Annotated in this window: 13 protein-coding genes and 1 pseudogene; 6 read left to right on the plus strand and 8 right to left on the minus strand. The window is 72.3% G+C overall.

Annotated elements, in window-relative coordinates:
- Positions 1-37 precede the first annotated feature (37 nt).
- Entirely contained in the window at positions 38-1,063 is a 1,026-nt protein-coding gene (locus KHP12_RS34000) for an NADP-dependent oxidoreductase (RefSeq protein ID WP_210609254.1), read from the plus strand.
- 76 nt (positions 1,064-1,139) lie between these two features.
- On the opposite strand, the gene KHP12_RS34005 is transcribed toward KHP12_RS34000, so the two are convergent.
- Together KHP12_RS34005 and KHP12_RS34010 are read right to left on the minus strand one after the other, a co-directional pair.
- Positions 1,140-2,072, minus strand: coding sequence for an oxidoreductase (locus KHP12_RS34005; RefSeq protein WP_086884007.1), 933 nt, complete (start codon positions 2,070-2,072; stop codon positions 1,140-1,142).
- A gap of 107 nt (positions 2,073-2,179) precedes the next feature.
- On the minus strand, positions 2,180-2,971 hold the full coding sequence (locus KHP12_RS34010; protein ID WP_308036227.1) for a LysR family transcriptional regulator: 792 nt from the start codon (positions 2,969-2,971) through the stop codon (positions 2,180-2,182).
- Between KHP12_RS34010 and KHP12_RS34015 the strand changes: the two are divergent.
- Positions 2,968-3,525: pseudogene (locus KHP12_RS34015) on the plus strand (SDR family oxidoreductase); the annotation flags it as partial. The gene KHP12_RS34010 and the pseudogene KHP12_RS34015 overlap by 4 nt on opposite strands.
- A gap of 351 nt (positions 3,526-3,876) precedes the next feature.
- On the opposite strand, the gene KHP12_RS34020 reads toward KHP12_RS34015, so the two are convergent.
- Entirely contained in the window at positions 3,877-4,737 is an 861-nt protein-coding gene (locus KHP12_RS34020) for an alpha/beta fold hydrolase (protein ID WP_211834015.1), read from the minus strand.
- A gap of 108 nt (positions 4,738-4,845) precedes the next feature.
- On the opposite strand from KHP12_RS34020, the gene KHP12_RS34025 reads away from it, so the two are divergent.
- Together KHP12_RS34025 and KHP12_RS34030 are read left to right on the plus strand one after the other, a co-directional pair.
- A complete protein-coding gene (locus KHP12_RS34025) occupies positions 4,846-5,280 on the plus strand; it encodes a MarR family winged helix-turn-helix transcriptional regulator (protein WP_308016966.1) in 435 nt (144 codons plus the stop codon).
- Positions 5,281-5,618: 338 nt separating this feature from the next.
- Positions 5,619-5,765, plus strand: a complete 147-nt coding sequence (locus KHP12_RS34030) for a hypothetical protein (RefSeq protein WP_167442652.1) — start codon at positions 5,619-5,621, stop codon at positions 5,763-5,765.
- Positions 5,766-5,778: 13 nt separating this feature from the next.
- Here KHP12_RS34030 and KHP12_RS34035 read toward each other — a convergent pair whose 3' ends face one another.
- The 5 genes from KHP12_RS34035 to KHP12_RS34055 all read right to left on the minus strand — a co-directional run bounded on the left by KHP12_RS34035 (position 5,779) and on the right by KHP12_RS34055 (position 13,042).
- A complete protein-coding gene (locus KHP12_RS34035; RefSeq protein ID WP_086884009.1) occupies positions 5,779-8,178 on the minus strand; it encodes a beta-xylosidase/alpha-l-arabinosidase in 2,400 nt (799 codons plus the stop codon).
- Between the two features lie 65 nt (positions 8,179-8,243).
- The gene (locus KHP12_RS34040) at positions 8,244-9,059 is read right to left on the minus strand and encodes a carbohydrate ABC transporter permease (protein ID WP_198548850.1); all 816 of its coding nucleotides are present in this window, start codon (positions 9,057-9,059) and stop codon (positions 8,244-8,246) included.
- 110 nt (positions 9,060-9,169) lie between these two features.
- Positions 9,170-10,111 (minus strand): carbohydrate ABC transporter permease, encoded by a 942-nt coding sequence (locus KHP12_RS34045; RefSeq protein ID WP_210609253.1) that lies wholly within the window; start codon positions 10,109-10,111, stop codon positions 9,170-9,172.
- A complete protein-coding gene (locus tag KHP12_RS34050; RefSeq protein WP_210609252.1) occupies positions 10,111-11,448 on the minus strand; it encodes an ABC transporter substrate-binding protein in 1,338 nt (445 codons plus the stop codon). Before KHP12_RS34050 ends, KHP12_RS34045 begins: the two co-directional genes overlap by 1 nt.
- A gap of 550 nt (positions 11,449-11,998) precedes the next feature.
- A complete protein-coding gene (locus tag KHP12_RS34055) occupies positions 11,999-13,042 on the minus strand; it encodes a LacI family DNA-binding transcriptional regulator (RefSeq protein WP_037946177.1) in 1,044 nt (347 codons plus the stop codon).
- A 251-nt stretch (positions 13,043-13,293) separates the two neighbouring features.
- On the opposite strand from KHP12_RS34055, the gene KHP12_RS34060 reads away from it, so the two are divergent.
- The gene (locus tag KHP12_RS34060; protein ID WP_086881820.1) at positions 13,294-13,848 is read left to right on the plus strand and encodes an RNA polymerase sigma factor; all 555 of its coding nucleotides are present in this window, start codon (positions 13,294-13,296) and stop codon (positions 13,846-13,848) included.
- 1 nt (position 13,849) lies between these two features.
- Complete coding sequence (locus tag KHP12_RS34065; protein ID WP_086881819.1) at positions 13,850-15,037, plus strand: CU044_5270 family protein; 1,188 nt, start codon at positions 13,850-13,852, stop codon at positions 15,035-15,037.
- Positions 15,038-15,158: the final 121 nt, after the last annotated feature.

Genomic DNA, 15,158 nt, shown 5'->3' on the forward strand with positions numbered 1-15,158 from the left:
ATGGTCCCGGGCCGGACCGTACAGCCAGGATCGGGGCATGACTTCGACGGACACCCCTGAGAACCTCGCCTCCCCGGACCCGGCCGCCGCCCCGGACTCCGCGCGCCCCGCCGCCCCGGACGCCGCCCCCGTGATGCTCGCCCTGCACCAGACGGCCCTCGGCGGCCCCGAGGTCCTGCGGCTGACCGAGCTTCCGCGGCCCGCGCCCGGCCTCGGGGAGATCCTCGTCGCCGTGCACGCGGCCGGGCTCAACCCCACGGACTTCAAGCACCGCGCCATGAGTAGATTCCTGCCGCCCCCGCCGCTGACCCTCGGCTGGGACGTCTCCGGCACCGTGGTGGAGACCGGCTTCGGCGTCACCCTCTTCCAGCCCGGTGACGAGGTGTTCGGCATGCTGCCCTACCCGTACGGGGTCGGCTCCCACGCCGAGTACGTGACCGGCCCCACCCGCGCCTTCGCCGCCAAGCCCGCCGGGATCGACCACGTCCAGGCGGCCGCTCTGCCACTGGCCGCGCTCACCGCCTGGCAGGCCCTCGTCGATACCGCGGACCTCCGGGCCGGGCAGCGGGTGCTGATCCACGCCGCGGCCGGCGGTGTCGGCCATCTCGCCGTACAGATCGCCAAGGAGCGCGGCGCGCACGTCACCGGGACGGCGAGCGCTCCCAAGCACGACTTCCTGCGCGAGCTCGGCGCGGATGCCTGCGTCGACTACCGCTCCGAGGACTTCACCGACACCGACGAGCGCTACGACGTCGTCCTCGACGCCCTCGGCGGGGAGACCGCCACCCGTTCCGTGGGCGTGCTCCGCCCCGGCGGCACCCTCGTCTCCGTGCTGCCGGGCGCCGAGGACACCCGGGCCGCGGCGGAGAAGGCACAGGTCCGCGCCGTCACCCTGCTCGTCGAGCACGACCAGGCCGGGATGCGCGCCATCGCCGAACTCGTCGAGCGGGGCAGGCTCCGCGCCCACGTCTCCGGCACCTTCCCCCTCGCCGAAGGCGCCCGGGCCCATGTCCAGGGGGAGACGGGCCGCACCACGGGCAAGCTGGTCATCACCGTGCGCTGAGGCGGGACGGCTCGGCTCGAAAGCGGCGGACGTGGCTCAGCTCCCGAGCCTCAGCCTCAGCCCGCGAGCCTCAGCCTCAGCTCGCGAGCGCCTCGTACCGCACCCCCGTCAGCCGCTCGGACGCGGCCCACAGCCCCCGCCCCGCCGTGTCGCTGAGCGTCCACTTGGCGCGGGCCGAGCGGACGGGGGCGCCGCGCCACAGCCCCTGGAGCGGCGGGCCGAAGAAGTCGTCCTGGCGTACGTCCGGCCCGGTCGCCGCGTACAGGACGGGAAGCGTGCCCTGCTCCGGGCTCTGGGCGAAGTAGCGGTTGCCGATCTCCATGAACCGCTCCTTCGCCCGGTGGCCCTCCATCTTCGGCGCGGCGGACATGAGGTTGGTCGCGGCGTAGCCGGGGTGCGCGGCGGCCGCCACCAAGCGGACGCCCGTGGCGCGCAGCCGGTGGGCGAGCTCGTGGGTGAAGAGGAGATTGGCGGACTTGGAGCGGGCGTAGGCGACCCAACGCCGGTACCCCCGCTCCATGTTCAGGTCGCGCGGATCCACCGTCCCCAGCATGTGCATAAAGCTGGAGACGGTGACCACCCGCGCCCCCGGGCCCGCCTCCAGCAGCTTCGGCAGCAGCAGCCCGGTCAGCGCGAAGTGGCCCAGGTGGTTGACGCCGAACTGCATCTCGAAGCCATCGGCGGTCCTGCGGTGCGGGAGGGCCATCACGCCCGCGTTGTTGATCAGCAGATCGAGCCGGTCGCCCTTGTGCTCGGCCGCGAAGGCCCGTACGGACGTCAGATCGGCGAGGTCGAGCGGCTCGACCTCCACCCGCGCACCCGGCGCCTGCGCCCGGATCCGCTCCGCGGCCTCGGCTCCACGCTGCTCGCTGCGGCACCCGAGCACCACCCGCGCACCGCGGCGCGCCAACTCCCGGGCGGTGACGAAGCCGAGCCCGCTGTTGGCGCCGGTCACGACGGCGGTGCGGCCGGTCTGATCGGGGATGTCGCTCGCGGTCCAGCCCTTCATCACGCGCTCCTTCGCGGTCTGTCGCGTCTGTCGCGTCTGCCTGCCGCGTCTGCCGTGTCTGTCGCGGCCTGCGCTACGCGCCGGTAGCCCCTGTGTCCGGCGACAGCCTAAGGGCGGGGTGATGAAGGTGCGAGTCCGCCGAGCCATGTACGGGCGACGTCTTCCAGTGACCCGAGCAGCGGGTTGGGGTCGTCAGCGCGCGTGACGAGCACGACCTCGCAGGGATCGATGTCGATGACGGGCACCAGGGCGATGTCCTCGCGCACGGCGGCGCGTCGATCGCCGGCCGGGAAGATCGCGACACAGTGGCCGGTGGCGATGAGTTCCAGCTTGTCCTCGTAGCTGTCGTCCATCGCGGGCGGGGGTGGTGCCGGGCGGTCGCCGACGGGCTTGGGCGTGCTCCAGACAACCGGAGTGCTGGCGCAGGCCACCAGTTCCTCGTCCGACAGAGCCCGCAGGCTGACGGTCTTCTCGTTCGCCAGATGATGACTCGCCGATGTGACGAGTACCCGCGACTCCTCATGGAGCTTGGTCACCCGGAAGCCGTCCGTGGGCAAGGGCAGGGGCCTGTACGCGACGAGGGCGTCGACCCGCCCTTCGGCGAGGGCGCGCGTGTCCCGCCAGTCGAGGTGCCGGGTGCGGACCTGGCCGTCGGGGTGCCGGCGGCGCAGTTCCTGCACACAGGCGGTGATGACCAGTCCTTCGGCACAGCCGACGGTGATGGTACGGGGCTGGACGGCGGCTCTGGCCGTGCGGGCGGCTTGCTCGGCCTCCTGGAGCAGTATCCGGGCCCTGGGAAGGAAGGCCTGACCGGCGTCGGTGAGGCTGCTGCCCTGCGGCGAGCGGTCGAAGAGCCGGACACCGAGCTGAGCCTCCAGCCGCTGGATCTGGCGGCTCAGCGACGGACATCAAGGCGCTGGCCGACACGGTCCAGGAGCGGTTCGGCGCGGTGGACGCGCTGTTCGTCAACGCCGGTGTCACCGCGTCCGCGCCGTTCGACTCGACGACGGAGGAGATGTACGACGCGCTGTTCGGCATCAACGCCAAGGGCCCGTACTTCACGGTGCAGGCGTTGGCGCCGCTGTTGCGCGAGGGAAGCGGCGTGGTCCTCACCACGTCGGTGGTGAACGTCCTGGGCCTCGACGCGCTCAGTGTCTACTCGGCGAGCAAGGCGGCCCTGCGGTCGATGACGCGCACCCTGGCCCGCGAGCTGCTGCCGCGCAAGGTGCGCGTCAATGCCGTGAGCCCCGGACCGATCGACTCGGGCATCCTGGACCGCTCCTTGCCCGCCGACGTCGTCGAGACGATGAAGGACACCTACCGGAGCACCAACCCGATGCAGCGGCTGGGGGCGTCCGAGGAAGTGGCCGCCGCGGTGGCGTACTTGGCGTTCGGTGCGACCTTCTCGACGGGAACGGAGTTTCCTGTCGACGGAGGGGCTTCGCAACTCTAGGCGGGCGGCCAGGCTGCTCGGCTCGGCCGGGTGCGGCGCCGTCTCGCGCCTTCGGCGCGATTGAGCAGCGGGGCAGGGGGTGGGGGCGCGGTGCCGTCGCCGTCCTCCGGCCGCTGGTGGCCGGGCGGGTGGCGGCTTCCGTACTCGGCGGCCGGGGTCCCGCCGGACTGCGGGCGGTGGGACGATATTCCGGTGGGCGCGATGTGGGGCTACGCCCGGAGGTGTTTCGGTGGTCCGACGCCGCACTCGATCCCGTCCCTCCCGGTACCCCTCCGGAAAATGCTTGATCTGACGCAACTAATGCATCAAGTGATTTCTGGTGGCGGAGCCGCGGCGGCTTGAGTGGAGCCGTCATGGCTGAGCCGCGTGGACGTGAGTCGCGAGCAGGTCACGCAGGCTCGCCGCGTAGGCGGACGGGTGGCTGGTGTTGCCGTTGTGGCCGCCGGGCAGTTCCACGACGTCGGTGCCGAGCGCGTCCGCGAGGGCGTAGGCGCAGCGGCGGTCGAAGACGCCCTTGGGGGTGGTGCGGCCGACGGCGGGGACGATGCGGGTGGGCGTGGCCGCGAGGGCGGCCGTGTCGAGGGTGTCTTCGAGCACCGCGGTGAAGTCGTGACGGATGAAGTAGTCGAAGTTGGCGCGGCGCAGGTCGTTGAGCGGCTGCGGGGTCGGACCGGGTTCGGCGTCGCGTCCGCTGGTGTCGATGCCGAGGACGCGGGCGATCTCCGGGAGGGTCGCGGCGAGGCCGGAACGTGCGTAGAGCCGCCGCAGGTCGGCGAGTTCGTGTTCATGGTGAGCCCGTTCGGCGGCGGGCAGCAGCCGGGGTGCGACGGGCTCGTGGGCGATCAGCGTGTGGATCCGGTCCGGGTGCCGCACCGCGAGGTGCAGGCCGATGACGGCGCCGAGGCTGCATCCGAGCATGGCGGCCGGTTCGGATGCCACCGTCGCGAGCAGGAGTGCCGCGTCGTCCGCGTGCTCGGCGAGCGTCGCCCCGCGTGACGGGTCGTCGAGTCGGCTCCGGGACAGGCCCCGCCGGTCGTAGGTGATCACCGTGTGCGTGTCCGCGAGGTGCGCGACGAGGTCGACAGTGCGGTCGGCGTCCCCCTCGCCGCTCTGCCCGATGACCAAGGTGGGTCCGTGCCCGCGCAGTTGGTAGTGGAGTGTGGCTCCGGGCGCGCGGACGGTGCCGGTGTGCGTGGTTTCGTCGTTCGTCATGGGCTCCCCCTCGTCTCGGTCGTTGACGGCCACGCGTCACGCTAATCCATCGGATTCGATGCATCAATATGGATGCATCGAATCCGATGGATCGACTATCATCGGGGTGTGAACGGAGTTGAACTCTTCCTTCTGGGCCGCACGCTGATGAAGATCGGTGAGGACGCCATGCCCGAGCCTCCCGGCGGCGCCGACCGCCATAAGGGCAGCGCGCGCCTGGTGTTGATCGCTGCCAGCGACGTGGCCGCACACCCCGGCACCACCGTGGGGGACATCGCGGCCCGCACTGGACTGCCGCAGAGTCAGATCTCCACCGCCGTCGCCCGCCTGAAGGAGGCGGGGGCGATCACCGTAGCCCCCGACCCCGCCGATCGCCGCCGCGTTCTCATCAGTCCCGCCGCGGAGCCCTCCGCCCGCGTCGAGCAGGTCCGCGCCACGACCGTCGACGCCGCCTTGGCCGCTGCCCTCGGCACCGACGACCCGCACCGTCTGCGCGAGGTGGCCGACGCCCTCGCGGTCCTCGCCCGCCACCTCGTCCCGTAGGGCCCACGGCGGGGCGGCGCGCGGCGGACGGCCAACCGACCTACCGGGACCGGGCCTTCGCCGATCTCGACCCCGGCGAGCTCCCGCGCCTGGCGCGGGTCGCCGACGCGCTCGGCCTCGACGAGGACGCGGCGGCGCTCTACCTCCAGCTGCTGGCCCTGCCCGCCCCGACCGACCGGAACGTCCGCACCTGGAACGGCTGGAAGACCGCCCGGCACCAGAAGGCCGCCGCCGCGCTGGTCGAGCGCGGTCGCGTCATCGAGGACAAGCGCCCCCGGGCGGGCCGTCAGGTCTTCCTGCCGGGCGAGTGGATCCACGCCAAGAAGCCGTACCAGCCCATGGAGGAGTGGAAGGCGGAGCTGCTCGGGGTGCGGCGCTCCTACAACCGGCGGCTGGAGAATCCGCTGCCGCTGCCCACCCGCACCCTGCCCGAACGGTTCGCCCACGCCTGGTCGCTGGTGGAGAAGGGCGAGAGGCCGGCCTGAACCGGCCCCGCCCCTACTTCACCCGCACCTCGCACACCATCCGCCGCCGGTGGTCCACCGTGCGCTCGGGCCCGGTCAGCGTCAGCGGCACGGTGTGCCGTACGTCGGACTCGGCGCTGGAGGAGGCCAGCCGCAGCTCCAGGGCGCCCGGTTCCACCACCCGCGTGCCATCGGCGCCCAGCGGATACGAGGCGAGGTCGGCGTGGAAGGCGAAGTGGACCTCGGCGGACTCGCCCGGCCGCAGCGGCACCCGTGCGTAACCGATCAGCCGGGACACCGGCCGGGCGATACGGGCCACCGGATCGTGCAGGTAGAGCTGTACGACCTCGGTCCCGGCCCGGTCGCCGGTGTTGCGCACGGTCAGCCGGACCGTGGTCTCCCCGTCGGTCGGCACATCGGCCGCGTCGGCCGCCGGGCGCTCCCAGGCGAACGAGGTGTAGGACAGCCCATGGCCGAAGGGGAAGAGCGGGGTCGGGTCGATCGAGCTGGCGTCGCCGCGCAGCCCGAGCGGCGGTTGTGCGTACGTCCAGGGCTGGCCGCCGGGCGCGTACGGAACGCTCACCGGCAGTCGGCCCGAGGGGTTGACGCGGCCGCTCAGCACCCCGGCGACCGCCGGGCCGCCCTCCTCACCGGGGAAGAACGCCTGCACGGCGGCGGCCAGCAGGCGCGACCAGCGGCCGAGGGCGTACGGCCGTCCGGTGAACAGCACCAGCACGACGGGGGTGCCGGTGGCCACCAGCGTGTCCAGCAACGCCCCCTGCTCACCGGGGAGTTCGAGGTCGGCGGCGTCACAGCCCTCGCCCGAGGTGCCCCGGCCGAACAGACCCGAGCGGTCACCCAGCACCGCGACGCACACATCCGCGTCCGCCGCCGTCCGGGCCGCCTGCGCCAGCCGGCTCTCGGCGGTGAGCGCCGCCGCACCGGCCGAGGCCGCGCCCCCAGCGCCCCCCGCGTCCCCGGCGGACACGGCCGGGCCGGGCGCGGCGCACCCCTCGGCATGGGTGATCCGCGCACCGGGCAGCTCGGCGCGCAGCGCGGCGAAGAGCGTCGGCACCTCGATGCCCAGGGGCAGTCCGGGGTGTTCCACCCCGACATGGCGGGGGAAGGTGTAGCAGCCGAGCATGGCGGCGGGGTCGTCGGCGAGCGGGCCGACCACCGCGATCCGGGCGTCCGGCGCGAGCGGCAGCACATCGCCGTCGTCGGCGAGCAGCACCACCGACTCCTCGGCGAGCTCCCGCGCGACGGCCCGCATCTCCGGGGGGTCGAGATCGACGGTCCCCGCGGAGTCCACAGCCCCCGCGAGCGCCGAGGGCATCGGCGACCAGTCCGTATCCAGCAGCCCCAGCTCGCACTTCTGCCGCAGCACCCGCAGCGCCGCCCGGTCCACCAGCGCCTCGTCCACCTCCCCGGCCAGCACCGCCTCCCGCAGCGGGGTGCCGAAGCAGCGCACCGCGGGCAGCTCCACATCCACACCGGCCGCCAGGGCGAGCCCGGCCGCGCCGCCCCGGGTGTCGGCCACCCGGTGGGCCAGCTCCAGGAAGGACACCCCGAAGTAGTCGGAGACGACGGTGCCGGTGAAGCCCCAGGTGTCGCGGAGCAGTTCGGTCAGCAGCCAGGGGTTGGCGGCCGAGGGCACACCGTCGAGGTCGTTGTAGGCGTGCATGACCGACCGCGCGCCCCCGTCCCGTACCGCCAGTTCGAAGGGCGGCAGGATGACATCGGCCAGTTCCCGGGGGCCGATGGAGACCGGTGCGTGGTTGCGGCCGCCCCGGGAGGCGGCGTAGCCCGCGAAGTGCTTGAGGGTGGCGACGATCCCGGCGGACTCCAGGCCGTGGACGTACGCGGTGCCGATGGTCGCGACCAGATACGGGTCCTCGCCGATGGACTCCTCCGTACGGCCCCAGCGCGGGTCCCGCACCACGTCCAGCACCGGGGCAAGACCCTGGTGGATACCGGCCGACCGCAGCGAACCGCCGATCAGCCCGGCCGCCCGCCCCACCAGCGCCGGGTCGAAGGACGCGCCCCAGGCGAGCGGGGTGGGGAAGACGGTGGCGCGCCAGGCGAAGAAGCCGGTCAGACACTCCTCATGGGCCAGCGCCGGGATCCCGAAGCGGTTCCCGGCGGCGATCCGGGCCTGGAGGCGGGCGAGCGCGGCGGCGCCCTCGGCCGGTTCGACGGGGGAGGTGCCGAAGGGGCGGGTCAGCTGGCCGATGCCGTGCGGGAGGAGGCCGTCGAGGTCCACGGCCTCGGACACCTCGTGCTGGAGCGGGGCGACGTCCTCGCCCTCCTCGGCCTCGGATCCCGGCCATACGCCGACGAGTTGGGCGAGCTTCTCCTCCAGCGTCATCGAGGAGAGCAGGGCCGCCGCGCGGTCCTCGGCGGAGAGGGAGGTGTCCTGCCAGGGCTGAGGCATGAAGCTCCTTGTCGGGGGGAGGACGGCGGGGTGGGAGAACGGCTCGCGTACCACGCGCGGGAGGCCTATTTGCCGCCCACGCCCATCAGCCCACTGATCAGCTGACGGCGGGCGAAGAGATAGACCAGGAAGATCGGGACGATGGAGAGCACCACGGCGGTGAGCAGCGCCGGGGTGTCCACCCGGAACTCGCCCACGTAGTCGTACAGCCCCAGGGTCAGCAGCCGGTTGCTCTTGGACTGGGTGAGCAGCAGTGGGAAGAGGAAGCCGTTCCAGGCGTGCAGCGCCGACATCACCCCGACCGTGGAGATCCCGGACCGCGACAGCGGCACCACGAGCTGGAGCAGCACCCGGGTCGGGCTCGCCCCGTCCAGCGCCATCGACTCGTACAGCTCCTCGTCGATGTCGCGCATCGTGCCGACCAGGATCAGCACGCTGACCGGGAGGGAGAACGCGGCGGTCGGCAGGATCACCGCGAGCAGGGTGTCGTACAGATGGAGCTTGGTGATGACCAGATAGACCGGGATCACCACCGCCTGGGAGGGGATCGCGAGACCCAGCAGGAAGATCTGGAAGATCCGGCGGGAGGCCCGGCCGCGGGTGCGGACGACGGTGTAGCCGACGGTCACCGACAGCGTGATCACGATCGCCGCGCACACGGCCGTGACCAGCGCGGTGTTGAGGAGGTAGGAGAGGAAGTCGGAGCGCAGCACCCGCCGGTAGTTGGCGAGCGTCGGATGGTCGGGCAGGGCCAGCGGGCCGTCGTCGATATAGCCGTCGCGGGTCTGGAAGGTGGCGGCCACCAGGACGTACAGGGGCAGTCCGACGATGCCGAGCCAGATCAGGGAACCGAGCCCCGCGGGGTAGTTCCAGCGGGGCAGACCCCGGCGGCGGAGGCGGGGGCGAGGTGCCGCCGGGGTCTTGTTCGGCGTACGGACGCCGTTCAGGGGGCGGTTCGGGTGAGGATTCGGGTGGTCGTGCAGGACGTCGGTCACATCCCCTCCCGGGTGCTGCGCATCGCGGCGAAGCCGGTGAGCCGCACCAGCAGCAGCGAGACGGTGGTGGCGACCACGACGAGGATGGTGGCGACCGCGCTGGCGTAGCCGAGGTCGAACGCCTGGAAGCCGTTCTTGTACATCAGATACGGCACGATCGTGGTGTCCGTGCCCGGCCCGCCCTTGGTGAGGATCAGGACGGTGTCGAAGAAGGTCAGCGCGCCCACCACCATGATCACCGAGGAGGTGACGATGGTGTTGCGCAGCTGGGGGAGGGTGATCGAGAAGAACTGCCGTACGGTCCCGGCGCCGTCGATCGCCGCCGCGTCGTAGAGCGAGCGCGGGATGGCGCGGGCGCCGCCCTGATAGATCAGCGTGTGCAGCGGGATGAACTGCCAGGCGGTGACGAAGAGGATCGCCCCGAAGGCGCCCTTGGAACTGCCGAGCAGATCGCCGTCCGCGAAGCCCAGGGCGGGCCCGATGTCGGCGATCAGACCGAAGTTGGGGTCCAGCAGCGACTTCCAGACCAGCGCGAGTGCCACGGAGGAGCCGAGCAGCGGCAGGAAGAAGATGGCCGACAGCACGGCCCGGTTGCGCTGCCGCCCGGCCGCCCATACGCCCAGCAGCAGGGCGAGCGGGGTCTGGAACACCCAGGTCAGCACGGTGAGGATCAGGCTGAGCCAGATGGCCTGATGGGTCTCCGGGTCGTCCCACAGCCGGGACCAGTTGCTCATCCCGGTCCAGCTCGGGGTGCCGATGCCGTCCCAGTCGGTGAAGGCGAGGGCGCCGACCAGGACCATCGGCGCCACCGCGAAGAAGACGAAGAACAGCGCGCCGGGGAGCGCCCAGACGACGCCGGGCCGGCCGACCCCGGCCCGGCCGACGCTTTGGCGCGCTTCGCGCGCCGGGCGCCGCCCGCTCGTCGCGGCGTCCGCCATCACATGCCCTTCAGGGCGTCGATGAACCCGGTCGGGCTGAGCTGCCCGTTGAACAGCTTCTGCACGGCGGTGTGCAGCGGCGGGGTGTACTTGGCGGGCAGTGCCTGGTCCCAGGAGAGCGTGAAGTCGGGGGCCTGCTTGACCAGGTCGTACTGGAACCGCGCGTAGTCGGGGTTCTCGTGCTCGGCGAGCAGGGAGGTGGCGTCGGAGGTGGTGGGGACGTCACCGTTGGCGATCAGGTCCTTGGAGTAGTCCTGCTTCGCCGCGAACTTCACGAACTCGATCGCCGTCTTCTGCTTGTCGCCCTTCACCTTGGCGTTGACCGACCAGTAGTTGGTCGGGTTGCCGACGACACTCTTGGGGTCACCGCTGCCGCCGGGGACCGCCGGGAAGGTGGTCCAGCCGAGCCCCGACTTGGCGAACGCGGGCTGGTTGGCCTTCTGGTTGGCGTACTCCCAGCTGCCCATCAGATGCATGGCCGCCTTGCCCTTGGCGAAGAGCGTCGAGGCCCCGTCGGCGGTGTAGTTCACCGACTTGTAGTTCTTGCCGAACGCGCCCCGGCCGACCAGGTCCCTGACGGTCTGCGCGGCCTTGAGCACCGCCGGGTCGTCCCACGCCGCCATGCCCTGGCTCTGGATCTTCTGGAACACCCCGGCCCCGCCGTAACGGTCCACCAGGTACTCCACCCACATCAGCTCGGTCCAGGCGTCGGTGCCGGCCAGCGCGAAGGGGGTGACGCCCTTGTCCTTGAACGTGTCGATGAGCGTCAGCAGATCGTCCCAGGACTTCGGGGGCTGGGCCCCTGCCTTCTCGAAGACGTCCTTGTTGTAGAAGAGGATCACCGGCTGCATCCCGCGCATGGGGATCCCGTAGTGCTTTCCGTCGATCGCGCCCGCGTCGAGGATCGTGGGGATGAACGCCTTCTTCAGCTCCGGGTCCTTGGCCATCGACGGGTCCAGGTCGAGCAGCATGTCCTTCTTGACGAAGTCGCTGATGCTGCCGCCGCCCCAGTTGAAGAAGACGTCCGGGGCGTTGGGCGTGCCCATGGAGGTGCGCATCTTGTCCGAGTAGCCCTCGCCGGGCACCTGGGTGAGCTTCACCTTGATGTCGGAGGTCTTGTTGAACCGCTTGACGACCTCGCGCTGCACCTTGGTCGAGGCGTCCTGGTAGACCCAGACGTCGAGGGAGCCGTCATCCGAACCCCCGGGCCCGCCGCTTCCGCAGCCGGTGAGTGCTGTTCCGACCAGCAGCGCGGCGGCTGTCAGGGTGGACGCGCGGAGGGTGGACTTTGACCTTGACCTGGACCTTGACCTGGACCTTGACCGAGGTATGCGCATCGTGTGCCTTCCGGAAGTAGCCCGATAATTCTCGGAAGCGGTTGCGTGGAAGGTATGGGGGTGCTGATGTGGTGTCAAGGGGTGCGGCAGCGGCCGGCTTTCGTTCCCCACCCCGCCCCTCCCCGAACCGGAGGACACCCCCGGCCCCCCACCACGGGGGCTCCGCCCCCACACCCCCACCGGGGCTCCGCCCCCACACCCCCACCGGGGCTCCGCCCCGGACCCCGGTCCTCAAGCGCCGGACGGGCTGGATTTTCCAGCCCGTCCGGCGCTTGAGGACACGCCCGAAGGGCGTCCGGGGCCGGGGGCGGAGCCCCCGATTCGGGAAGGGGCGGGGTGGGGAATCAGCCCCCGGCGGGCGTGGGGGCCTGGGGTGATCAGCCCTCGGCGGGCGTGGCTTGGGGGGCAGCCCCCGGCGGGCCGGGCCTGAGGGGTCAGCCCTCGGTGGGTGGGGCCTTGGGGGCCAACCCCTGGTGGGCGCGGTGCCTGGGGGATCGCGCTCGGCGAGCGGGGCCTAGGGGTCAGCCCCCGACGGGTGGGGTCCGGGGGGTCAGCCCCCGGTGGGTGGGGCCGTGCTGGCGCGGACGACCAACTGGGTGGCCAGCTCGACCCTCGGGGACTCGATCTCCTCCCCCCGCGCCTGCCGCAACACCGTACGGGCGGCCAACTTCCCCATATCCGCCAGCGGTTGACGCACAGTCGTCAGCGGCGGCGCCGACCAGCGGACCTCGGGAAGGTCGTCGAAGCCGACGATGCTCACGTCCTCCGGAACCCGCAGCCCCCGTCGCCGCAGCGCCTCGATCGCGCCCAGCGCCATCTGGTCGCTGGAGGCGAAGACGGCGGTCGGCGGGTCATCGGCATCCATCAGCTGGTCGCAGCCGTGGAAACCGGACTCGTGGTAGAAGTCGCCCTGCACGACCAGAGCCTGGTCGAACGGCACCCCGGCCGCCTCCAGCGCCGCGCGATGGCCGTCCAGCCGGGCCCGGCTGCACAGCAGCCGTGGCGGGCCGGCGATCAGACCGATCCGGCGGTGGCCGAGGCTCAGCAGATGTTCGGTGGCGGCCATGCCGCCCGCCCAGTTGGTGGCGCCCACGGTGGGCGCGTCCAGCGCGGGGGAACCGGCCGGGTCGACGACCACGATCGGCACGTTCAGCCGCCGCAGCTCCTCGTGGACCACCGGCTCCAGCACGGACGTCACCAGGATCACCCCGTCCGAGGCGCGGGCTCGCAGGTTCGTCAGCCACTGCCGGGCCGAGCCCGCGCGGCCGTGGATCGCCGAGACCACCGTGCCCACCCCGTCCTGGTGGGCGACGTCCTCCACGCCCCGGATGATCTCCACCGCCCAGGGGCTGTCCAGGTCGTTGAAGACCAGGTCCACCAGGGCGGCGCGGTCACCCGGCGCGCTCTGGCGGCGGCGGTAGCCGTGGAGCCGCAGCAGGTCCTCGACCCGGGCCCGGGTCTCGGGCGAGACATCCGAACGGCCGTTGACCACCCGGGAGACCGTGGGCACCGACACCCCGGCCTCCTGGGCGATGGCCGTGATCGTCACCTTGGGCCGGGTGCCGCCCTCGGTGCCCTTGCTCTCCGTAGCCATTACCGCCTCCTCCGTTGACGGGAGCCACCCCCGCCTCTTGCTTCCCGGGGACGCGCCCTCGGAACCTTGCAGAAGTCTTCCGGAAAACCGGATCAGACGTGAAGAGACGAGAGAGGGACCGTCCCCATCAAGCTCCTGAGCTTACGCAGCGCCGCCCGCAATCTCGCCGCCCGGAATTCCCTCTCCCCGGGGTGTAAGAAAGCGCGGCCCTCGACCACTGCATGGTGAGAGAGCCGAGATGAGGAGACGGCGTGACCGACGCCCAACGCTTTCGGGACCTTTACGAGGAGTGTCATCCCCGTGTGCTGGCCTACGCGACCTGCCTGGTGGGCCGGCAGGTCGGTGAGGACATCACCAGCGAGACCTTCACGGTCGCCTGGCGGCGGATGCGGGACATCCCCACGCCACCGCTGCCGTGGCTGCTCGGCGTGGCCCGCAATCTGACCCGCGAGCTGCGGCGCCGCGACGGCAGGCAGTACGCCCTGGCCGCTCAGGAGGCCCAGCGCGTCATCACCTCCGGCGCCCAGGTCGAGGACGTGGCCGCGGGGGTGACCGAGCGCGCGGTGGCGCTACAGGCGCTGGCCGGGCTGTCCGCCGCCGACCGGGAACTCCTGACGCTGGTCGCCTGGCACGGGCTCGGCCCGAGCCAGGCGGCACGCGTCCTGGGCTGCTCCACCGCCACGTTCTCGGTGCGGCTGCACCGGGCCCGACGGCGGCTGGAGCGGGCCGTGGACGCGGCCGGACCCTCTCGCGACCCTCGCGACCCTCGCGACTCCCGCCCGAAAGTGACACTGAAGGAGCACTGACATGGCACGCAAGCGGCCCGATGTCATGAAGACGCTGGCGGACGCCCGGCCCCCGGAGTTCGATCCGGCCCGCCTGGCCGGTTCGGAACGCGCCCGGCACGACCTGATCACCATCCTGGCGAGCAGGCCCGACGCACCGGAATCCCGCCGGTCCGCCCGGCCGTTCACCTGGCGGTGGGCGCTGCCCGTCGCCGCGACGGCGGCCGCGGCCGGGGTGCTCGTCGCCACCCTGCCGGAGGGCGGCTCCGGCACCCGGGACGCCCGTGGCTCCCGCGCCACCGCCGGGCCCACCACGGACGGCCCCCGGCACACCGCCGAGAGCGGCCGCCTGGCGCTGCTCAACGTGGCCGCCCGGGTGGATCGCACGGCGGACGAGGGCACGTACTGGCAGACGACCACGCGGTCGTCCTGGATCGGCGTCGCCTCCGCGGCCGAGTCGACCTTCGCGGTGGTCTCCGCCGAGACCTCGCGGTGGTCCTTCGGGGTGCGGCCCGGTACGCGGAGCCTGTGGGTCTCGGGGCTCGACGCCACCACCGAGCCCCGCACCGCGCGCGACACGGCGCGCTGGCGCGCCGCCGGATCGCCGAAGGACCTGACGCTCGCCGCCTCCGGGTCGGGCGGCAAGCTCGGTCTGCGGCTGGAGCCGGGGGCGAGGAAGCGTCCGACGGTGGACCGGATCAACAGCGGCGACAAGATCGCCGCCCTTGGCGCACGCAATGTGAGCTACGCGGAGCTGCGGAAACTCCCCGGCGACAGCGCGAAGCTGAAGAAGGTGCTGGCGGACCTGTACGAGGAGGACCGCGGAAGCGAGATCTCCGGCCGCACCGAGTGGATGTGGCGGCAGGCGGCCGGGCTGATCGGCCTCCCGGTCAGGACCGAGGTCCGGGCCGCCGCGTACCGCGTCATCGCGGATCTGCCGGGCATCCGGTCGCTCGGTGAGGTGACCGACCCGCTGGGCCGCAAGGGGGTCGGCTTCGCCCTGCCCGCGACCGCCCGGCCCGGCTACGGGACCGCGCGGTCGGAGCTGATCGTGGACCCGGCGACCGGGGCCCTGCTGTCCGACCAGGAAGTGCTGACCAAGCCGGACGCGAAGGCCGCCGAGGCGGGGCTCACGGCGGGCACGGTGGTGAACTACAACGCCACGGTGGAGTCGGAGTGGACCGACCGGCAGTTGAAGACCCCTGAGTGACCGGTCGGGGCGAGCTGTAAGAACGGGCGGGCGGCGGCCATTTCCTTCTGAGAGCCCTGAGAGCCCTGAGAGCCCTGAGAGCCCTGAGAGCCCTGAGAAACCCACCCGAGCAGAAGGAGCG

The organism is Streptomyces asiaticus, assembly GCF_018138715.1.
Lineage (GTDB): Bacteria > Actinomycetota > Actinomycetes > Streptomycetales > Streptomycetaceae > Streptomyces > Streptomyces asiaticus.

What these genes read in the sequence shown, in the direction of transcription:
- KHP12_RS34000 (WP_210609254.1), top strand. Translation starts at nt 38, where the DNA reads ATGACTTCGACGGACACCCCTGAGAACCTCGCCTCCCCGGACCCGGCC.
- KHP12_RS34005 (WP_086884007.1), bottom strand. Translation starts at nt 2,072, where the DNA reads ATGAAGGGCTGGACCGCGAGCGACATCCCCGATCAGACCGGCCGCACC.
- KHP12_RS34020 (WP_211834015.1), bottom strand. Translation starts at nt 4,737, where the DNA reads ATGACGAACGACGAAACCACGCACACCGGCACCGTCCGCGCGCCCGGA.
- KHP12_RS34030 (WP_167442652.1), top strand. Translation starts at nt 5,619, where the DNA reads ATGGAGGAGTGGAAGGCGGAGCTGCTCGGGGTGCGGCGCTCCTACAAC.
- KHP12_RS34035 (WP_086884009.1), bottom strand. Translation starts at nt 8,178, where the DNA reads ATGCCTCAGCCCTGGCAGGACACCTCCCTCTCCGCCGAGGACCGCGCG.
- KHP12_RS34045 (WP_210609253.1), bottom strand. Translation starts at nt 10,111, where the DNA reads ATGGCGGACGCCGCGACGAGCGGGCGGCGCCCGGCGCGCGAAGCGCGC.
- KHP12_RS34050 (WP_210609252.1), bottom strand. Translation starts at nt 11,448, where the DNA reads ATGCGCATACCTCGGTCAAGGTCCAGGTCAAGGTCCAGGTCAAGGTCA.
- KHP12_RS34055 (WP_037946177.1), bottom strand. Translation starts at nt 13,042, where the DNA reads ATGGCTACGGAGAGCAAGGGCACCGAGGGCGGCACCCGGCCCAAGGTG.
- KHP12_RS34065 (WP_086881819.1), top strand. Translation starts at nt 13,850, where the DNA reads ATGGCACGCAAGCGGCCCGATGTCATGAAGACGCTGGCGGACGCCCGG.